Source organism: Edaphobacter bradus, from assembly GCF_025685645.1.
In the GTDB taxonomy this organism is placed as follows: Bacteria; Acidobacteriota; Terriglobia; order Terriglobales; family Acidobacteriaceae; genus Edaphobacter; species Edaphobacter bradus.
Window position 1 is genome coordinate 1,240,499 of the sequence record NZ_JAGSYF010000002.1, and the last position, 15,493, is coordinate 1,255,991.

13 protein-coding genes are annotated in these 15,493 nt (G+C 62.1%); 9 read left to right on the forward strand and 4 right to left on the reverse strand.

Annotation, left to right across the window (positions count from 1 at the left end; genetic code table 11):
• The first annotated feature begins 50 nt into the window (after positions 1-50).
• The 4 genes from OHL16_RS11335 to OHL16_RS20130 all read left to right on the forward strand — a co-directional run bounded on the left by OHL16_RS11335 (position 51) and on the right by OHL16_RS20130 (position 3,644).
• The gene (locus OHL16_RS11335) at positions 51-485 is read left to right on the forward strand and encodes an ExbD/TolR family protein (protein WP_263367236.1); all 435 of its coding nucleotides are present in this window, start codon (positions 51-53) and stop codon (positions 483-485) included.
• 252 nt (positions 486-737) lie between these two features.
• Positions 738-1,559, forward strand: coding sequence for a tetratricopeptide repeat protein (locus OHL16_RS11340; protein ID WP_263367237.1), 822 nt, complete (start codon positions 738-740; stop codon positions 1,557-1,559).
• 85 nt (positions 1,560-1,644) lie between these two features.
• A complete protein-coding gene (gene accC / locus OHL16_RS11345; RefSeq protein ID WP_263367238.1) occupies positions 1,645-3,156 on the forward strand; it encodes an acetyl-CoA carboxylase biotin carboxylase subunit in 1,512 nt (503 codons plus the stop codon).
• Positions 3,117-3,644 carry an acetyl-CoA carboxylase biotin carboxyl carrier protein subunit gene (locus OHL16_RS20130; protein WP_317891056.1) on the forward strand — a complete coding sequence of 176 codons (528 nt, stop codon included), beginning with the start codon at positions 3,117-3,119 and terminating at the stop codon, positions 3,642-3,644. Before accC ends, OHL16_RS20130 begins: the two co-directional genes overlap by 40 nt.
• A 94-nt stretch (positions 3,645-3,738) precedes the next feature.
• On the opposite strand, the gene OHL16_RS11355 is transcribed toward OHL16_RS20130, so the two are convergent.
• Positions 3,739-4,920, reverse strand: a complete 1,182-nt coding sequence (locus OHL16_RS11355) for an acyltransferase family protein (RefSeq protein ID WP_263367239.1) — start codon at positions 4,918-4,920, stop codon at positions 3,739-3,741.
• 3 nt (positions 4,921-4,923) lie between these two features.
• The gene (locus tag OHL16_RS11360) at positions 4,924-7,140 is read right to left on the reverse strand and encodes an alpha-N-acetylglucosaminidase (protein WP_263367240.1); all 2,217 of its coding nucleotides are present in this window, start codon (positions 7,138-7,140) and stop codon (positions 4,924-4,926) included.
• Between the two features lie 110 nt (positions 7,141-7,250).
• Here OHL16_RS11360 and OHL16_RS11365 point away from each other — a divergent pair, with 110 nt between their 5' ends.
• Positions 7,251-8,003 carry a YIP1 family protein gene (locus tag OHL16_RS11365; protein ID WP_263367241.1) on the forward strand — a complete coding sequence of 251 codons (753 nt, stop codon included), beginning with the start codon at positions 7,251-7,253 and terminating at the stop codon, positions 8,001-8,003.
• Between the two features lie 27 nt (positions 8,004-8,030).
• Complete coding sequence (locus OHL16_RS11370) at positions 8,031-9,251, forward strand: cytochrome c3 family protein (protein ID WP_263367242.1); 1,221 nt, start codon at positions 8,031-8,033, stop codon at positions 9,249-9,251.
• 56 nt (positions 9,252-9,307) lie between these two features.
• On the opposite strand, the gene fabF is transcribed toward OHL16_RS11370, so the two are convergent.
• A complete protein-coding gene (fabF, locus tag OHL16_RS11375; protein ID WP_263367243.1) occupies positions 9,308-10,558 on the reverse strand; it encodes a beta-ketoacyl-ACP synthase II in 1,251 nt (416 codons plus the stop codon).
• A gap of 4 nt (positions 10,559-10,562) precedes the next feature.
• The gene (locus OHL16_RS11380) at positions 10,563-10,808 is read right to left on the reverse strand and encodes an acyl carrier protein (protein ID WP_020715918.1); all 246 of its coding nucleotides are present in this window, start codon (positions 10,806-10,808) and stop codon (positions 10,563-10,565) included.
• A 549-nt stretch (positions 10,809-11,357) separates the two neighbouring features.
• Here OHL16_RS11380 and rmuC point away from each other — a divergent pair.
• Genes rmuC through OHL16_RS11395 form a run of 3 tightly spaced genes read left to right on the forward strand, consistent with a single transcriptional unit; the run spans position 11,358 to position 15,464 of the window.
• Positions 11,358-12,788 carry a DNA recombination protein RmuC gene (gene rmuC, locus OHL16_RS11385; RefSeq protein ID WP_263367244.1) on the forward strand — a complete coding sequence of 477 codons (1,431 nt, stop codon included), beginning with the start codon at positions 11,358-11,360 and terminating at the stop codon, positions 12,786-12,788.
• A 35-nt stretch (positions 12,789-12,823) separates the two neighbouring features.
• Entirely contained in the window at positions 12,824-14,506 is a 1,683-nt protein-coding gene (locus tag OHL16_RS11390) for a 6-pyruvoyl-tetrahydropterin synthase-related protein (protein WP_263367245.1), read from the forward strand.
• A 19-nt stretch (positions 14,507-14,525) separates the two neighbouring features.
• Positions 14,526-15,464, forward strand: coding sequence for a polyprenyl synthetase family protein (locus OHL16_RS11395; RefSeq protein ID WP_263367246.1), 939 nt, complete (start codon positions 14,526-14,528; stop codon positions 15,462-15,464).
• The last annotated feature ends 29 nt before the right edge of the window (positions 15,465-15,493 follow it).

Sequence of the window (15,493 nt, forward strand, 5' to 3'; positions counted from 1 at the left end):
AGGCATTCAGCTCCTGAGGAGCTGCCGTCCGGATTGAAGGAGATTTTGTTATGGGAATGACTTCTGGAAGTTCAGGTGGAGCGGTCTCTGACATCAACGTGACGCCGTTGATCGACGTGCTGCTGGTGCTGCTGATTATCTTCATGGTCATCGTGCCGGTGACCCCGAAGGGGCTGGAGACACTGGTGCCTCAGCCGCCGAAGAACAAGACCGCAGAGCCAGAGAACACCCGCACGATCGTGGTGCAGGTTCTGTCCAATGGTGCCGCGGCCCCGTCGTACAAGATCAACGAGCAGGCCTTCAACAAGGCTGACATCGAGCCGAAGCTGACGGAGATCTTCGCAAACCGTGCTGAGAAGGTCATGTTCGTCAAGGGCGACAAGGACCTTGACTTCAGCAAGATCGCCGAAGTCATCGACTACGGTCACCAGGCAGGCGTGGACAATATCGGTCTCATTACCCCCCGGGTTGAGGCTGGTCAGTAGTCCGCTGGCTTAGAAAATTGTGTCTTCACGGGCGGCTCGGCTATGATGGCGGCCGCCCGAGCCTTTTCAGGGCGATGTTTCCGGCGGACGCTCTGGTCGAGAGATAATAGATATATGCACAAATGGTCTTACAACCTCTGGTCACCAAAGGTTGTATGCCAGTACAATCAGACGGCAGACTAACTGTTTCATCCATATAACCGCCCCGTAGGATTGTTGATTTGCGCCCAGGAGAAGGAGATACCACGTCCCATGAAATTGACTGCACGTATTCCGGTTACGGCCGCGATGCTGGCGCTTCTGCTTAGTTCTGTAACCGGATGCAACCGCCTGAAGGCGCGCGACCAGCTCAACAAAGGTATTGCGGCGTTCAAAAACGCCCGTTACGAAGAGGCCGTCAACCACTTTCAGACGTCGATTGAGCTCGATCCCAAGTATGAGCAGGCGAGGCTGTATCTCGCAACGGCCTATGCCTACCAGGTTGTGCCGAACCTCGACACTCCGGAGAACCTGAAGACCGCGCAGAAGGCGATTGACGGATTCCAGTCTGTGCTGGCGCACGACCCGAGCGACGTGACAGCGCTGAAGCAGATCGCTTCGATCTATCGCAACACGAAGAAATTCGATGAGGCGAAGGAGTACGAGAAGAAGGTCATCGCCGTGTCTCCGAACGATGCAGAGGCTCACTATACCGTGGGCTTTGTTGATTGGGCGTTGGCGTACAAGAGCGCATTGAACATTCTTGCTGCCGATGGCCTGACGGACGATGGCAACGGCAACGCCAAGAAGAGCAAGGGCGCGTGTCAGAAGCTGCAGCAGGCGAACACCGAACTGGTGAATGAGGGCTTGCAGTATCTCCAGAAGGCGATCGAGATCAACCCGACCTACGACGACGCCATGCAGTACCTGCAGCTCACCTACCGGCGCAAGGCCGATCTTGAGTGCGGCGATGACGCGGCCCGCAAGGCCGATCTTGCCAAGGCCGACGAGTGGATCCAGAAGGCCATGGGAGCCCGCAAGGAGAACGAGCGCAAGAAGGAAGAGAAGGCCGGCGGCGGCGTATCGCTGCAGTAGACCGTTGTTTCTTTCGCGAAGCCAGAGAGCCTCCCACAGCGGGAGGCTCTCTTCTTTGGTCATAGCGTAAAATTGGCGCTTGCGAATGCCGATGAAAAAAGTCCTTATCGCCAATCGTGGAGAGATTGCATTGCGCGTGATGCGCGCCTGTCGCGAGATGGGCTTGCGGACCGTTGCGGTCTACTCCGACGCCGACCGCGCAGCGCTGCACGTGCTTGAGGCCGACGAGGCCTACCGGCTCGGACCGGCTCCGGCGACCGAGAGCTATCTGCGTGGCGACCTCATCCTCGAGATCGCGCGCCGCTCCGGAGCCGATGCGATTCATCCCGGCTACGGCTTCCTCTCCGAGAATGCCGGTTTCGCGGAGGCGTGTGAGAGCGTAGGTATCACGTTCATCGGGCCACCGGCATCGGCGATGCGCGAGCTTGGCTCGAAGACGCGGGCGCGCCAGGCCGCGGATGCGGCGCAGATGCCGCGCGTCCCCGGAAGCGTCAAAGGGCTGGCTTCGGTGGAGGAGGCGGTGCGCGTTGCGGCGAGCATCGGCTATCCCGTCATGCTGAAGGCCGCGGCCGGCGGTGGCGGCAAGGGAATGCGCGCCGTCGCCCGCGCCGAAGAGCTTCCTGGGGCCTATGCGGCGGCGAGCAGCGAGGCCGAGCGCAGCTTCGGCTCGGGCGAGGTCTACCTTGAGAAGCTCATCGAGCGGCCGCGCCACATCGAGATCCAGATCGTCGCCGATACGCATGGCAACTGCGTCTACCTCGGCGAACGCGAGTGCTCGGTGCAGCGGCGCCACCAGAAGGTGATCGAGGAGGCGCCGTCTGCTGTCGTCAGCGACGATCTGCGCCGCAGGATGGGCGAGGCTGCGGTGCGGCTTGCGCTCTCAGCCGGCTACGTCAATGCGGGCACGGTCGAGTTTCTGGTGGATGAGGAGCTGAACTTCTACTTCCTCGAGATGAACACGCGCCTGCAGGTCGAGCATCCCGTCACCGAGATGGTCACCGGGCTTGATCTTGTGCAGATGCAGCTTCGCGTCGCGATGGGCGAGCCGCTCGGCATTGCGCAGCAGGAGGTGCGGCTCCGTGGCCACGCCATCGAGTGCCGCATCTACGCCGAAGACCCGGAAAACAACTTCTTCCCCTCACCCGGCATGATCACGCGGCTCGTGCAGCCCGGAGGTCCCGGCATCCGCGAGGACTGCGCGGTCTATCCGGGGTGGGTCGTGCCGCTGGACTACGATCCCATGCTTTCGAAGCTGGTCGCCTTCGGGGCGACTCGCGAGGTCGCCATCGACCGGATGTTGCGCGCTCTCGGCGAGTACGTCATCGGCGGCATCCGCACCAATATTTCGTTCTTCCGCCGCATCCTCGAGGATGCGGACTTCCGTGCGGCGCGCATCGACACAGGCTACCTCGAGCTACTGCTTGCCGCGGACCCGGTCTCCAACTCGGACGAGGTCACGGAGGCCCCAGAGGAGATCGTGGCGTTGGCGGCGGCTCTGCTCACGGCGTCAATGCAGCGGAGCGCGCCTGCTGAGACCGCCTCGCTGCCGGAGAGCCGGTGGGCCGATGCCGGCCGCCGGGAGGGGCTGCGCGCATGACCCTTTGGATCGTCCTCAATGGAACAAAGCGGCGCATCGATCTTCCGTCGCCGTCCGCCGAAGACCAGCGGCAGTGCCTCGTCGACGGCGTTCCCGTCACGTTCGATGCGTGCATGCTCGAGCCCGGCGTGATGTCGCTGGTTGTTGAAGGGCGCCAGTATCGCTGCGTGCTCGATGGCGACGCGGTGATCGTCGGCGGCCGCAGGAGCACCTTCGAGCTCGACGACCCGCGCTCGCTGGCCGGGCGGCGACGCGCAGGCGGTGGAGCGGCGGGGCCGCGTCCCGTGAAGGCGCCGATGCCGGGTCGCGTGGTGCGGGTGCTAGTCGCTCCGGGGGACGAGGTCGCCGAGCATCAGGGCGTCGTCGTCATCGAGGCGATGAAGATGCAGAACGAACTGAAGTCTCCCAAGGCGGGGCGCGTCGTCAGCGTCGGCATTGCTGTGGGCGATACTGTGGGCTCGGGCGACGTCCTTGCGGTGGTTGAGTGAACGCCCGCTACGGACAACGGCAGATTCCTTCGCTTCGCTCTGGACGGAACGACGACAAGAAGAGCCACGGCAGAGATTATCGCGGATCGACCGGCTAGACCTTGATGAAGATATTGCGACGGTAGAGTATGACCATAAAGAGCCAGCAGACTGCGACGAATCCCAGCGAGTAGAGCAGGGAGGCGATTGCCGGGCCCGGTACGACGCGCTGAATGGCAAGGTAGAGTAGCTGCTGGAGGTTGAGGCCGTGATGCAGGTGAATGCTCCCGAGCGTCGACTGAAGGAGCTCCGATAGGACATAGGCCGAGATGGCGTTCGTCCCGAAGACGAGGAAGGGCATCAGGAAACCGGAGCGTGGCCTGAGTGAGCTCTTTTCGGGCAGGTCCACAATCATGAGACAGAGAGCGAGGAGGAGCAGGCTGAGACCGCCCGCGAAGAGAACATAGGAACTGGTCCAGAGCTTCTTATTGATGGGAAAGGAGAGGTTCCATAGGCTTCCCAAAAGAACGCTGCTAACGCCAGCGATGGCGATTCCTCCAGCTTTAGCAGTCAGTGAGCGCTGCGTGCGTAACCATAGACCGGTAAGAACGCCGAAGAGAGTTGTAGCGACCGCGGGCAGAGTGCTGAGAAGTCCCTCAGGGTCGCGCGTGCGTTCGTAAAGGTGGGAGGCCGGAAAGATCTGGCGGTCGAGCCAGGCGGTGAGATTGGCGTCGCGGTCGAGCAGGGGGATGTCATGGCCGGGGAGGCCATGCCCGGGGACGGGAACGAAGCGCATCAGGATCCAATACCCCGCGAGCGCAGCGACTGCCAGGCCCGTTTGGCTGCGCCAGCCAAGGCTGATGAGATAGAGCGAGGCCACGATCAGGTAACAGATTGCGATGCGGGGGAGCACTCCATAGAAGCGCATGGTATGCAGATGGAAGTAGGGAAAGCTGTTCACTACGAGGCCGAGCAGGTAAAGAATGACGGACCGACGAACGACGTGCAAAAACAGCGACCGCCGCGTTGCACCCTGGGCAAGCCGCGAGGCAGTGGAGAAGACGGTCGAGACGCCGACAAGAAACAGAAAGGTCGGAAAGACCAGGTCGGTCGGGGTGAACCCATTCCAGTCCGCGTGCTTGAGCGGCCAATAGGCAGCGGCTTCGTTGCCGTTGTTGTTAACGAGAATCATGAAGGCGATCGTGAGGCCACGTAAGACGTCGAGACTGATGAGTCTCGGTGGTCTCGCCGTGAGCGATGGGATGGTGAAGGTCGAAGGTGCGCTGGTCGTTGTCATGGGCTATCGCTCCGCCGCGTGCGTCTGGCTAGGGAGAAGATGAAGGGTACGCGCGATCGCAAGTGCGGCGACGTAGGGATCGCCTTGCGGGTCGGCAGTGTAAGCTTTTCGGCTATGGTTCCATCGGTCGCCAAAGGCATACCAGTCTATAGTCTTTGGAGGTTCACTCGTGGCAAGTGAGGCGGACAGGGAGTCGAAGTACATCTGCCAGCGAGGCATGTAATAGTCACTCGTCAGGCCGGCCCAGTCGCGATTGCCGTATTCGTGGAGTCCAAACTCGCTGGCCCTGCGGTCTCCCCACGTTGTGAGGATCGAGCGCGCGTCGTAGTTGAGGCGATCCGTCTCCTGGGGAGATGAGGCCCACGGAGGGACGAAGGAGAGCCATCTGCCAAGCAGAAAGAAAGAGTTGGTCTCGAGTAGATCATTCTGGAGTTGCATGTCGCGCATCCATTCTTGTGTGAGTCTGGCGAACGCGGCTTTGTCTTTGGACTCGTAGGCCTGGTCAATCAATGGCAATAGTCGGCGGCTTTCGTTCGCCATGACCTGCCGGGCTACGTCGACGAGATCGTAGCGGTAGGTCTCCTGGGATCGCAATGCGGGAGCGACCTGGAGGAGTTCAGTGAGCGCAGGGACGATGTCGGCTGGATTGTACCGGAGAACGTCAGGCGACCACGTGGCGGCGTGTTTCAATTTCAAGGAAGGCTGAGCGTTGAAGAGGGAATCGTGTGCGGCGTCCCGCTCGCCGTGCTGCATGTTGCCGTCGGCGCGATAGCCGTAGGCGGTGTTTAGAAGAATCTGCCAGGCGCGGCGGGCGTGTGGATCGTCTGCTCCATACCGGCGTACCGCGTAAGCATCCGTCCATTGGATCAAGTCAACGGGATCGGTGTGCCATGCCATTTCGGTGTAGAGATCGAAGGCGAAAGGATTGGTGTCGAGGCCTTCAGAAAAGATAGCGGTCCCGACGATGCGGCTGCCGGGGCGTTTGGCCATCTGCGGGAGGCGAACGGCGTAGTCGTAGAGAGCAGCCCCCAGGGTAGTACGCCCGCCAAACTCCCAAAGGCCGCCATAGAGCCAGGATGCTCCTCGAAACTCCCGGTCGCGGTCCTCGCGCGGAATGCGGCCCTGTTCAATTTCAGCGACGAGGACATGACTGGTGTCGATCGACGAGAGCAACTCCTGTGTAGGATTCTGCTGCCAGCCGAGCAGCATCCAGAGCGCTCCGGGGTGGGCCCGCATAAGCGCCTGCTGCACTTTTCCTGCGGCCTCCGAGACTGGAACGTCGCCCGCGGTGCCCCCCTCCTGAAAGATCTCCATGTCGTAGATCGCAGAATCGCCGTAGAGATCGTGCTGATGGCGATAGAAGGATTCAGCGAGTTTGTCGAAGTGCGGGTCGCGAGGATCGAGCCAGCCGGGGCGGGTAAAGCCGTTCCAATCGCCCTGGGTAATGACGTGTGCTCCGGGGTTCAATGAGGCGAAGTCCGCCGGGACGATGCCGTAGTATCCGGGCAAGACTGGAGTGATGCCGAGGCTGCGCAACTCGGCAATCAGTTTCTTTGCCGACTCTGACCTCTTCTTCAGAAGTTCGATCGAGATAGGGCCTTGAAAGCAGCACATGTTGCCCATGAGCTGCCAGTTCTGGTGGGCAGGTTCCACGATCCAATCGCGGATCGCCTGATCAGAGTAGCCGAAGTCACGGAAGGTCTGATAGAGGACAAGGTCCGTGCCGCGCTCGATCAGGATGGCGTTTGTACCGGTGAGAGCCAGGATGTCGATCTCATGCTGCCAGCGTTTCTGGTCCCAGTAGGGGGCCGAATAACCGTCAACATTCTCGTTCAGTGCATAGCGCCAGGGATAGAGAGCGGTCTTTTCGATTGGGGACGAAGGGGCGGGTAATACAAAGTTGGCGGGGCCAAGCTGGAGGCCGTTTGGTGAAACCTGCAGGTGGGCGACGTACTTCAGATACCAGTTGACTCCATACAGAAGAGTGGGTTGCGTAGCTGCCTCTACCCGGATATGGCCGCGCGTGCCTGTAATGCGAAAGTAATCCTTGCGATCAGGCCTGGGGGTGACGGCCAGTTGAAATTGCGGAGCCAGCTGAGGCATGAGGCGCTGGAGCACCCCTTCCGCGGGAGCCGCGGAGAGTCCGGACTGCGCGGGAGCAAAGGGTGTGAGGAGGGCAACAGTGCAGACAGAGATCGCCAGGAATTGCTTGCAACGCATGCGTAACAATATAACGAACCTCCCCTGGACAACGGGCGGCAAGCTACAATCCGGCTACGGGATTTTTGATCGGCAGTGAGGAAGCGTCGGTAACTTCTTGAGGAGGGCTGATGACTGACAGCGTAGATGTGGCCGTGGACGGGCAGGGAGCAGGCCTTAGTCAGGTTGAGCGTGTCGTTGATACCTTTGTCGCACCCAACAAGACCTTCACTGACATTCTGCGGAGCGCAAGCTGGTGGCTGCCGTTCGTGCTTATGGTCGTGGTCACACTGGCTATGGCTTTTGTTATTGACCGTCAGGTGGGATTTGAACGCGCCGCCGAGAACCAGATCCACCAGAGCCCCAAGCAGGAAGAGAGCTTCTCAACCCTCACCGAGGCGCAGAAGGCCCAGCAGCTTCGCGTGGCCGGTGCGGTGACCCGCTACACCACGTATCTGTCGTTCGTGATCATCCTCATCTTTGTCGCGGCCGCGGCGCTGCTCTATTGGGCCAGCGTCAACTTTGGCTTTGGCGCGCGGACGACCTATGGTCAGATGTTCGCGGTGTGCATGTACGCGGGGCTGCCCCGGCTGCTGATCGGCCTGCTGAGCATTGTCACGCTGCTGCTTGGGGGCAGTGCGGAGTCCTTTGACCTTCGCAACCCGGTGGGGACGAATCTGGCGTACTACATGCCCGACGCTGCGCCCTGGCTGAAAGTCTTCCTTAGCTTCTTCGACATCATCGGGCTGTGGCAGCTCGCGCTTTTGATCGTCGGCACGGCGATTGTGGCGAAGATCTCGCGAGGCAAGGCCGCGACCGTGATTGTGGGATGGTGGCTGGTGGGGATGGTGGTTCTGGTTGGAATAACGGCGGCGACCAGTTAGGCTCGAACCAGCGGAGGGTTGGGTCTGATGAGATGTTCCCTGCGGCTGCTCGCGCTGCTGATGGCGATGCCTGCGTGTGGATGGACGCAGAGTGTTCAAGCGAAACCTCACTTCGTCGGCTCAGCGAGCTGCAAGCGATGTCACGAGGCGGAGTACACCGGCTGGAAGCAGACCCGCATGGCCAATGTCGTGCGCGATCCGAAGGAGCATCCGGACGCCGTTCTCGCGGACTTCACTCATGCTGACCCGCTCGTCACCTTCGACCTGAAGGACGTCGCGTTCGTCTACGGCAGCGGGTGGAAGCAGCGGTTCTTCACCAAGCGCGGCAACGACTACTACCCTGAGCCCGCGCAGTGGGACGTCGCAAAGAAGAGGTGGCTCCCGTATCACGTCGAAAAAGGTACCGACTGGTGGGTCCCCTTTTACGGCGAGAGCAACTTCGAACGGCCTACCGGCCCGCTGTGCGACGGTTGCCACTCGGTGAACTACAACATCGAAACGCACGCGGTGACCGAGTGGAACGTCGGCTGCGAGAAGTGCCACGGCCCCGGCAGCGCGCACGTGGCCAAACCGACGCGGCAGAATATCGTCAATCCCGAGACCCTCGACTACGTGCGTGGGAATGACACCTGCATCCAGTGCCACAGCCAAGGAAGGCCGCTGAAGGAGAGCTTTGCGGGCAAGCGGTATGACTGGCCCGTAGGCTTCCTGCCCGGTGAACGCCTCGCCGACTACTGGCAGCTTGAGGAGCTGAAGCCGGGAGTCACCAACTTCTTTCAGTACGCCGACCTCACCGCCCACAAAAACCGCATGCAGGGCAATGACTTCGTGCAGAGCACGATGTACCACCGCCAGATGCGCTGCTTCGACTGCCACGAGGTCCACAACAACGACAACCCCCGTCTCCTGTTGAGGAAGGGGAATGCGCTCTGTCTCAAGTGCCACGCTCCCAACGTTCAGAACCCGGCCGGTCTGCGCACAAGCGTCAGCGAGCACACTCACCACGCTGAAGGCAGCAAGGGCAGCGAGTGCGTTGCCTGCCACATGCCGCTCATCGCCCAGACCATCAAGGACAACTACGTCGCCAGCCACACCTTCCGCTTCATCACGCCCACACTCACGGAGCAGGCCAACATTCCGAATCCCTGCACCTCATGCCACAAGGACAAGACGAACGCCTGGGCAAGGGAGGAGCTGAAGAAGTGGAACACGGTCTCGCCGTGGCGCGTGACCGGCCCCACGATGTAGCGAAAGAAAAAGCCACAGCCGAAGCCGTAGCTTTGATTTGTGACTGAATCTGTTGCTTATTCCGTCCAGCGCTTGAAGATAAGCGAACCGTTGGTTCCTCCGAAGCCGAAGGAGTTCGACAGCGCGTAGTCGATCTTCGCCGATACGGGCTTGTTGGGAACGTAGTTCAGCCGGCACTCGGGGTCGGGGTCGGTGAGGTTCATGGTCGGCGGGGCGATCTGGTTGCACATAGCGAGGATGGTGATGCCCGCCTCGAGGCCTCCGGCGCCGCCCAGCAGGTGGCCCGTCATCGACTTGGTGGAGCTGACCAGAAGGGTGTGGTTCAGTGCGCGTTCGCCGAAGACGGTCTCGATGGCCTTCGACTCCATGGCATCTCCCAGCGGAGTCGAGGTGGCGTGCGCGTTCACGTAGTCGATCTTGTCCGGCTCGATTCCAGCAACCCGCAACGCGTGCTTCATGGAGCGCGCGCAGCCCTCGCCCTCCGGCGCCATTCCGGTCATGTGGAAGGCGTCGGCGGACATGCCGTAGCCGATGATCTCGGCGAGAATCTTCGCTCCACGCGCCTTAGCAAACTCGAGCTCCTCGAGGATGAGGATTCCTGCTCCTTCGCCGCAGACGAACCCGTCGCGGTCCTTGTCCCAGGGGCGGCAGGCGTGCTCGGGATCGTCGTTCTTGGTGGAGAGCGCCTTCATGGCGGCGAACCCGCCTACGCCCATCGGCGTGATGGCGGCTTCGGCCCCACCGGCGATCATCGCGTCGGCGTCGCCGCGCTGGATGATGCGGAAGGCATCGCCGATGGAGTGCGCCGAGGTGGTGCAGGCCGTCGCAGTCGCCTCGTTCGGGCCCTTGGCGCCGTAGCGGATGGAGACGTGTCCGGCGGCGAGGTTGACGATGGAGGCAGGGATGAAGAAGGGTGAGATCTTGCGCGGGCCGCCGTTCATCAGCGCGGTATGCTCGCGCTCGATAACGTCGAACCCGCCGATTCCCGAGCCGATGTGAACGCCGATGTTGTCCGCGTTCTCAGGGGTGATTTTGAGCCCGGAGTGCTGCATCGCCTCCTCCGCCGCGGCCAGCGCGAAGTGAATGAAGCGGCCCATCTTCCGGGACTCTTTCTTTTCGATAAACTTCAGCGGGTCGAAGTCTTTGACCTCGGCTGCGAAGCGGACGGGATGACCGGTGAGATCAAACGCCTTGATCTCGGCCATGCCGCTCTTGCCCGCCAGCAGGCCGGCCCAGACCTCGGGCGCGGTGTTGCCTACGCCACAGATCAGCCCGAGGCCGGTTACAACAACACGACGCTGTTCCATTGGTTTACTTTGCCGCTTTCTGGTTCTTCTCGATGTAATCGACGGCGTCCTTCACCGTCTTGATCTTTTCGGCGTCCTCATCGGGGATCTGGATATCGAAGGCTTCTTCGAACTGCATGACGAGCTCGACCACGTCGAGGGAGTCGGCACCAAGGTCCTCCTGAAAGCTTGCGCCGGGGGTCACTTCGGCTTCATCCACCTGAAGCTGCTCGACGATAATCTGTTTTACCTTCTCATCCACTGCTGCCATGTCGTATCTCCTGTCTTGCCTTAGAAAAGTCCGGGCGCACGTCCCCGCAAACCTCAAGAATACTGAGCGCCTTTTCGAGTGTAAAGCAAAGTGGGCGGCGCGCAACAACGTTGGCGCGTCCCGGCAACGAGCAGATATGCCGCAACTTGCACAGTCCAAAACAGATCTTCCGGATTTCCTTGTTCCGGTCTTCTGCAAGGGGATGCCAGTTCTTCATTTCCGGGGAAGCCTTCTGCTCCCGGGGAGTGCATTTTCCTGCACCCAAGGGTCTTTGATTAGGGCAGTTGATCGAAGTAAGTGTATTTGCTATCACCATCGCCCATCTGCTTTTAAGCATGTCGCCCGCGTTTGACACCCCGGGGAGAACACAAAAACTCCGCTCAGGCCCCGAAGCTCAAGATTCGCGAGGGATTATCTCCGTTTCGAAACGGAGAGCACAAGCCTATCGCTGCTACGTTCGATCACTTCGACCCTAAGTACCTGGCGGGCTACCCCGTGAAGATTTAGCTTGGGGATGGCGAAGATTAAGCGTAAATTGAGGGGATGCAGATGCTCTGGTTCCTCCTCGGTTGTGTCGCCGGTGTTGTCATCGGCTGGCTGGTGGTGAATGGCCGCGTGCAGGCCGCACGCGCCGTCGCTCAGGCTGACCGCGCCCTGCGCGAGAAGGAGGCTACACACCTGCGCGAGACGCTTGCGGCGAGGGAGCAGTCGCTCGCCCTGCGTGAGAAGGAGCTCGCCGAGGAGCGTAGAGCCGCAGCCGCCGCCCGCGAGAGCGCCGCAGCCCTTAGGGCGGAGCTCGAGACCGGACAGAAGGCGGCGGACGAGAAGATTCAGAACCTCCTTGAGGTGGAGAAGAACCTCAAGGCAAGCTTCGACGCGCTGGCTGCCAGCGCCCTCGACGCCAACAGCAAGCGGTTGCTCGCGCTCGCCAAAGGAGAGCTCGAAAAGCAGCAGACCGAGGCCGACAAAGACCTCTCGCAAAAACAATCCTCGATCGAGAAGCTGCTCGAGCCGATGCGGGAGTCGCTGAGCAAGCTGGAGACGCATACCCAGCAGTTGGAGACGAAACGCGAGGGAGCCTACCAGGCCGTGCTCACGGAGATACAGAACATGCAGCGCTCGCACGCCGACCTGCGCAAGGAGACGACGCAGCTCGTGCAGGCGCTCCGCGCTCCGAAGGCGCGCGGCAACTGGGGCGAGATGCAGCTGCGCCGCTGCGTCGAGTTCGCGGGCATGGTGCAGTACGCCTCCTTCGACGTCGAAAAGTACGTGAAGGGCGAGGACCAGGCGATCCGTCCTGACCTGGTCGTCAAGCTGCCCAATGGCCGCAGCATTATTGTTGATGCCAAGACGCCACTCGACGCCTTCCTCGAAGCCAGCGCCACCGAGGACGAGACGGCGCGCGCCGCCCATCTCGCCGCGCATGCAGCCCACGTACGCAAACATCTCGACTCGCTGTGCAGCAAGGCGTACTGGAAGCAGTTCCCGGACTCACCGGACTTCGTCGTGTGTTTCCTTCCCAGCGAGGTGTTGTTCAGCGCCGCGCTGGAGCAGGACCCCTCGTTGCTGGAGCACAGTGCTGAGAGCAACGTGCTGCTCGCGACTCCGACGACGCTCATCGCGCTGCTGAAGGCGGTCGCCTATGGCTGGCAACAGTCGCAGATCGCGCGCGATGCCGCGCTCATTCGCGACGAGGCGCTCAAAGTGCAGTCGAAGCTCGCCGGCCTGCACGCCTCCATCGACGCGCTGGGCAAGGCGCTGCGCAACGCAGGCAAGGCGTACGACGACATGCTCATCCGCGCCGAGGGCCAGGGTGGGCTGTTCTCGATTAATCGCCGGCTACGCGAGTTGAAGATCGGAGAGCAGGAGCTACCGGAGATCAAGCCAGCAGCCATCCAACCGCGCCCGCTGATCAGCGATGACTGGCAGCCGCGTCTCTCGCTTGTCGCCTCCGCAGAGCACGAGGCATCGTCCGAATAGGCTCCGCAAGCAGCCTTTGTTGATACTCTCAACCCATGAAGCGCGACCGGCTCCCTTACATCCTTATTCCGCTGGTCGCGTTCTTCGCCATCCACCCTCTCATCGTGCACGGTTGTTCCTGCGGCCACGACTTCGACTTCCACCTCCTCAACTGGTTTGAGGCCGCGCGGCAGTTCAGCCACGGGACACTCTATCCGCAGTGGGCCTTCACGCCTGCGTGGGGAGCGGGTGAGCCGCGGTTCGTCTTTTACCCTCCGCTCTCGTGGATGCTCGGCGCACTGCTCGGCCTCGTGTTGCCGTGGACGTGGACTCCCATCGTCTATACCTGGCTCGCGCTGACCGCCGCAGGACTCGCGCTGCACACCGTTGTGCGACGGTCTGTGCCGCCTGCCGCCGCGCTGCTGGCCGCTGTGGTCTATCTTGCGAACCCCTACACGCTCTTCACCGCGTACGAGCGCACGGCCTATGGTGAGCTGCTCGCAGCGGCGATCCTCCCCTTCGCGCTCGACTCTGTTTTGCGCCCACGCGTCTCCGTGCTGCGCGTCGCGATTCCCATCGCGTTGCTGTGGCTCACGAATGCGCCGGCGGCGGTGATGGGCTGCTATGCCGTCGCGCTCGTTGGGATCGTCCGGCTCGCTCTTACGTGGCGCCGTAGACACAACCTGCGCGACTGCGCCCGATTTGCCGCGAGCGCGGTGGCGGGAGCGCTGCTCGGTCTCGGCTCTGCTGCGTTCTACATCGTGCCCGCCGCGTATGAGCGCCGCTGGGTCCAGGCCGCCATGGCCACGATCGCGGGCATGAGCTTCCGCGACAACTTCCTCTTCGGCCACACCAGCGATCCCGACCATGACCTCGTCTTGCACACTGCCTCCGTCGTTGCCGTCATCGTGATCGGTCTCTCTGCCGCCGCGCTGCTGCTCGCCGCCCGCAGCCGCCGCCAGCCGGAGCCCGCCTTGAATCCAGAGGCGCAGCCTCTACTGCCGCTCGCTGTCCTCGCGCTGGTCGTCGTCGTCCTGCTCACCCCGGTCTCCGCGCCGCTCTGGAGCTACACTCCTGAGCTTGCCTTTCTGCAGTTCCCGTGGCGGTTTCTCGCTGTCCTCGCCGCTGTCTTTGGCATTGCGCTCGCTGCTGCGCTCTCCCGTATCAGGCTCACCCCGGCGATGGCGACCATGGTGGCCCTGCTGGCCGCTGTTGCGCTTGCGCTTCCGTCCTACCGGGCTTTTCGCCAGCCTTGCGACTCCGAGGACACCGTCGCGGCGCGGCTTGCACTCTTCCGCTCGGCCAACCCCGGCACCGACCCAACGGACGAGTACACTCCCACCACCGCCGACAACGACTCGCTCGCGCACACCGATCCGTCGTGGTGGCTATCGCCTGACCCGAGCGCGCCAGCACCTGACGTCGCGGCAACGCAAGCCGCCAGCCCGGCTCCGCTCGCCCTCGACCTCAATCTGACCTCCCCCGAGACCCTTATCCTCGACCTGCGCCGCTACCCCGCGTGGAGCGTCAAGGTCAACGGAGAGGTTCGGGAGGAGGTCAGTCGCGATGACGGACTCATCGCCATTCCGCTCCCTGCTGGCCCTGCACACGTCCGTGTCACCTGGAGCAACGGCCCGGACCACACCCTCGGCGACAGCATCAGTGTGCTTTCACTTGGAGTGATTATCCTCATCTGGCTCAATGGACTGCGACTCCGCAGAACCTCGCCAGCGTTCTAGCATTTATCATCAAGGTCTGATGTCTCCGAACGTACACGCCCTGCTTCAATCCGGCGCGCAGCTTGCTGACGACGCCCTCGAACGCCTGCTGCCCGCGACCGATACGCTTCCGCACTCCATCCACCGGGCCATGCGGCACAGCACGTTTGCTGGAGGCAAGCGCCTCCGTCCCATCCTCTGCATGGAGGCCGCCCGCATGGTCGCAGGCGGCAAGGATATCCCCGAAGGCGCGGCGGACCTCGGCGCGGCCATCGAGATGGTCCACACGTATTCGCTGATCCATGACGACCTGCCGGCGCTCGACAACGACGACCTGCGCCGCGGCAAGCCTACATGCCACGTCGTCTTCGGCGAAGCCATCGCCATCCTCGCGGGCGATTCGCTGCAGACGCTCGCCTTCCAGACCATCGCTGCGCTTCCTATTCCACCGGCCACGACAGTTGCGATTCTGCGCGAGGTCTCGCTTGCCATCGGCACCGGGGTCGGCACCCACAGTCCGCTTCCTCCTGGAATGATCGGCGGCCAAGTCGTCGATATCGAGTCGGAAGGGAAGCAGCCCACCGCCGAACTGGTGGAGTCCATCCACCGCGCTAAGACAGGCGCGCTGATCACCACGAGCATCGTTTCGGGTGGCCTGCTCGGCCTCGCGAACGCTAAGACCGCCGGCCACGAAGACACCATCTCCCGCCTGCGCACCTTCGGCGAAAAGGCTGGCCTCGCCTTCCAGATCGTCGACGACGTCCTCGACATGACGCAGAGCTCTGCGGAGCTTGGCAAGACCGCCGGCAAGGACACGGCCAGCATCAAGGCCACGTGGCCCGCCGTCTTCGGGATCGACAGCTCGCTGAAGGATGCCGAGGAGCTTATCGCCGACGCCTTCGATGCTCTCGCACCGTTTGGAGAGGCAGCCAATCCGCTGAAGGCGGTTGCGAACTATCTGGTTGAACGCAAGCACTGATCCTCTCCTGCTGCGAAAGTTCTTGTAAA

What these genes read in the sequence shown, in the direction of transcription:
- OHL16_RS11335 (WP_263367236.1), top strand. Translation starts at nt 51, where the DNA reads ATGGGAATGACTTCTGGAAGTTCAGGTGGAGCGGTCTCTGACATCAAC.
- OHL16_RS11340 (WP_263367237.1), top strand. Translation starts at nt 738, where the DNA reads ATGAAATTGACTGCACGTATTCCGGTTACGGCCGCGATGCTGGCGCTT.
- accC (WP_263367238.1), top strand. Translation starts at nt 1,645, where the DNA reads ATGCCGATGAAAAAAGTCCTTATCGCCAATCGTGGAGAGATTGCATTG.
- OHL16_RS11355 (WP_263367239.1), bottom strand. Translation starts at nt 4,920, where the DNA reads ATGACAACGACCAGCGCACCTTCGACCTTCACCATCCCATCGCTCACG.
- OHL16_RS11360 (WP_263367240.1), bottom strand. Translation starts at nt 7,140, where the DNA reads ATGCGTTGCAAGCAATTCCTGGCGATCTCTGTCTGCACTGTTGCCCTC.
- OHL16_RS11365 (WP_263367241.1), top strand. Translation starts at nt 7,251, where the DNA reads ATGACTGACAGCGTAGATGTGGCCGTGGACGGGCAGGGAGCAGGCCTT.
- OHL16_RS11370 (WP_263367242.1), top strand. Translation starts at nt 8,031, where the DNA reads ATGAGATGTTCCCTGCGGCTGCTCGCGCTGCTGATGGCGATGCCTGCG.
- fabF (WP_263367243.1), bottom strand. Translation starts at nt 10,558, where the DNA reads ATGGAACAGCGTCGTGTTGTTGTAACCGGCCTCGGGCTGATCTGTGGC.
- OHL16_RS11380 (WP_020715918.1), bottom strand. Translation starts at nt 10,808, where the DNA reads ATGGCAGCAGTGGATGAGAAGGTAAAACAGATTATCGTCGAGCAGCTT.
- rmuC (WP_263367244.1), top strand. Translation starts at nt 11,358, where the DNA reads ATGCTCTGGTTCCTCCTCGGTTGTGTCGCCGGTGTTGTCATCGGCTGG.
- OHL16_RS11390 (WP_263367245.1), top strand. Translation starts at nt 12,824, where the DNA reads ATGAAGCGCGACCGGCTCCCTTACATCCTTATTCCGCTGGTCGCGTTC.
- OHL16_RS11395 (WP_263367246.1), top strand. Translation starts at nt 14,526, where the DNA reads ATGTCTCCGAACGTACACGCCCTGCTTCAATCCGGCGCGCAGCTTGCT.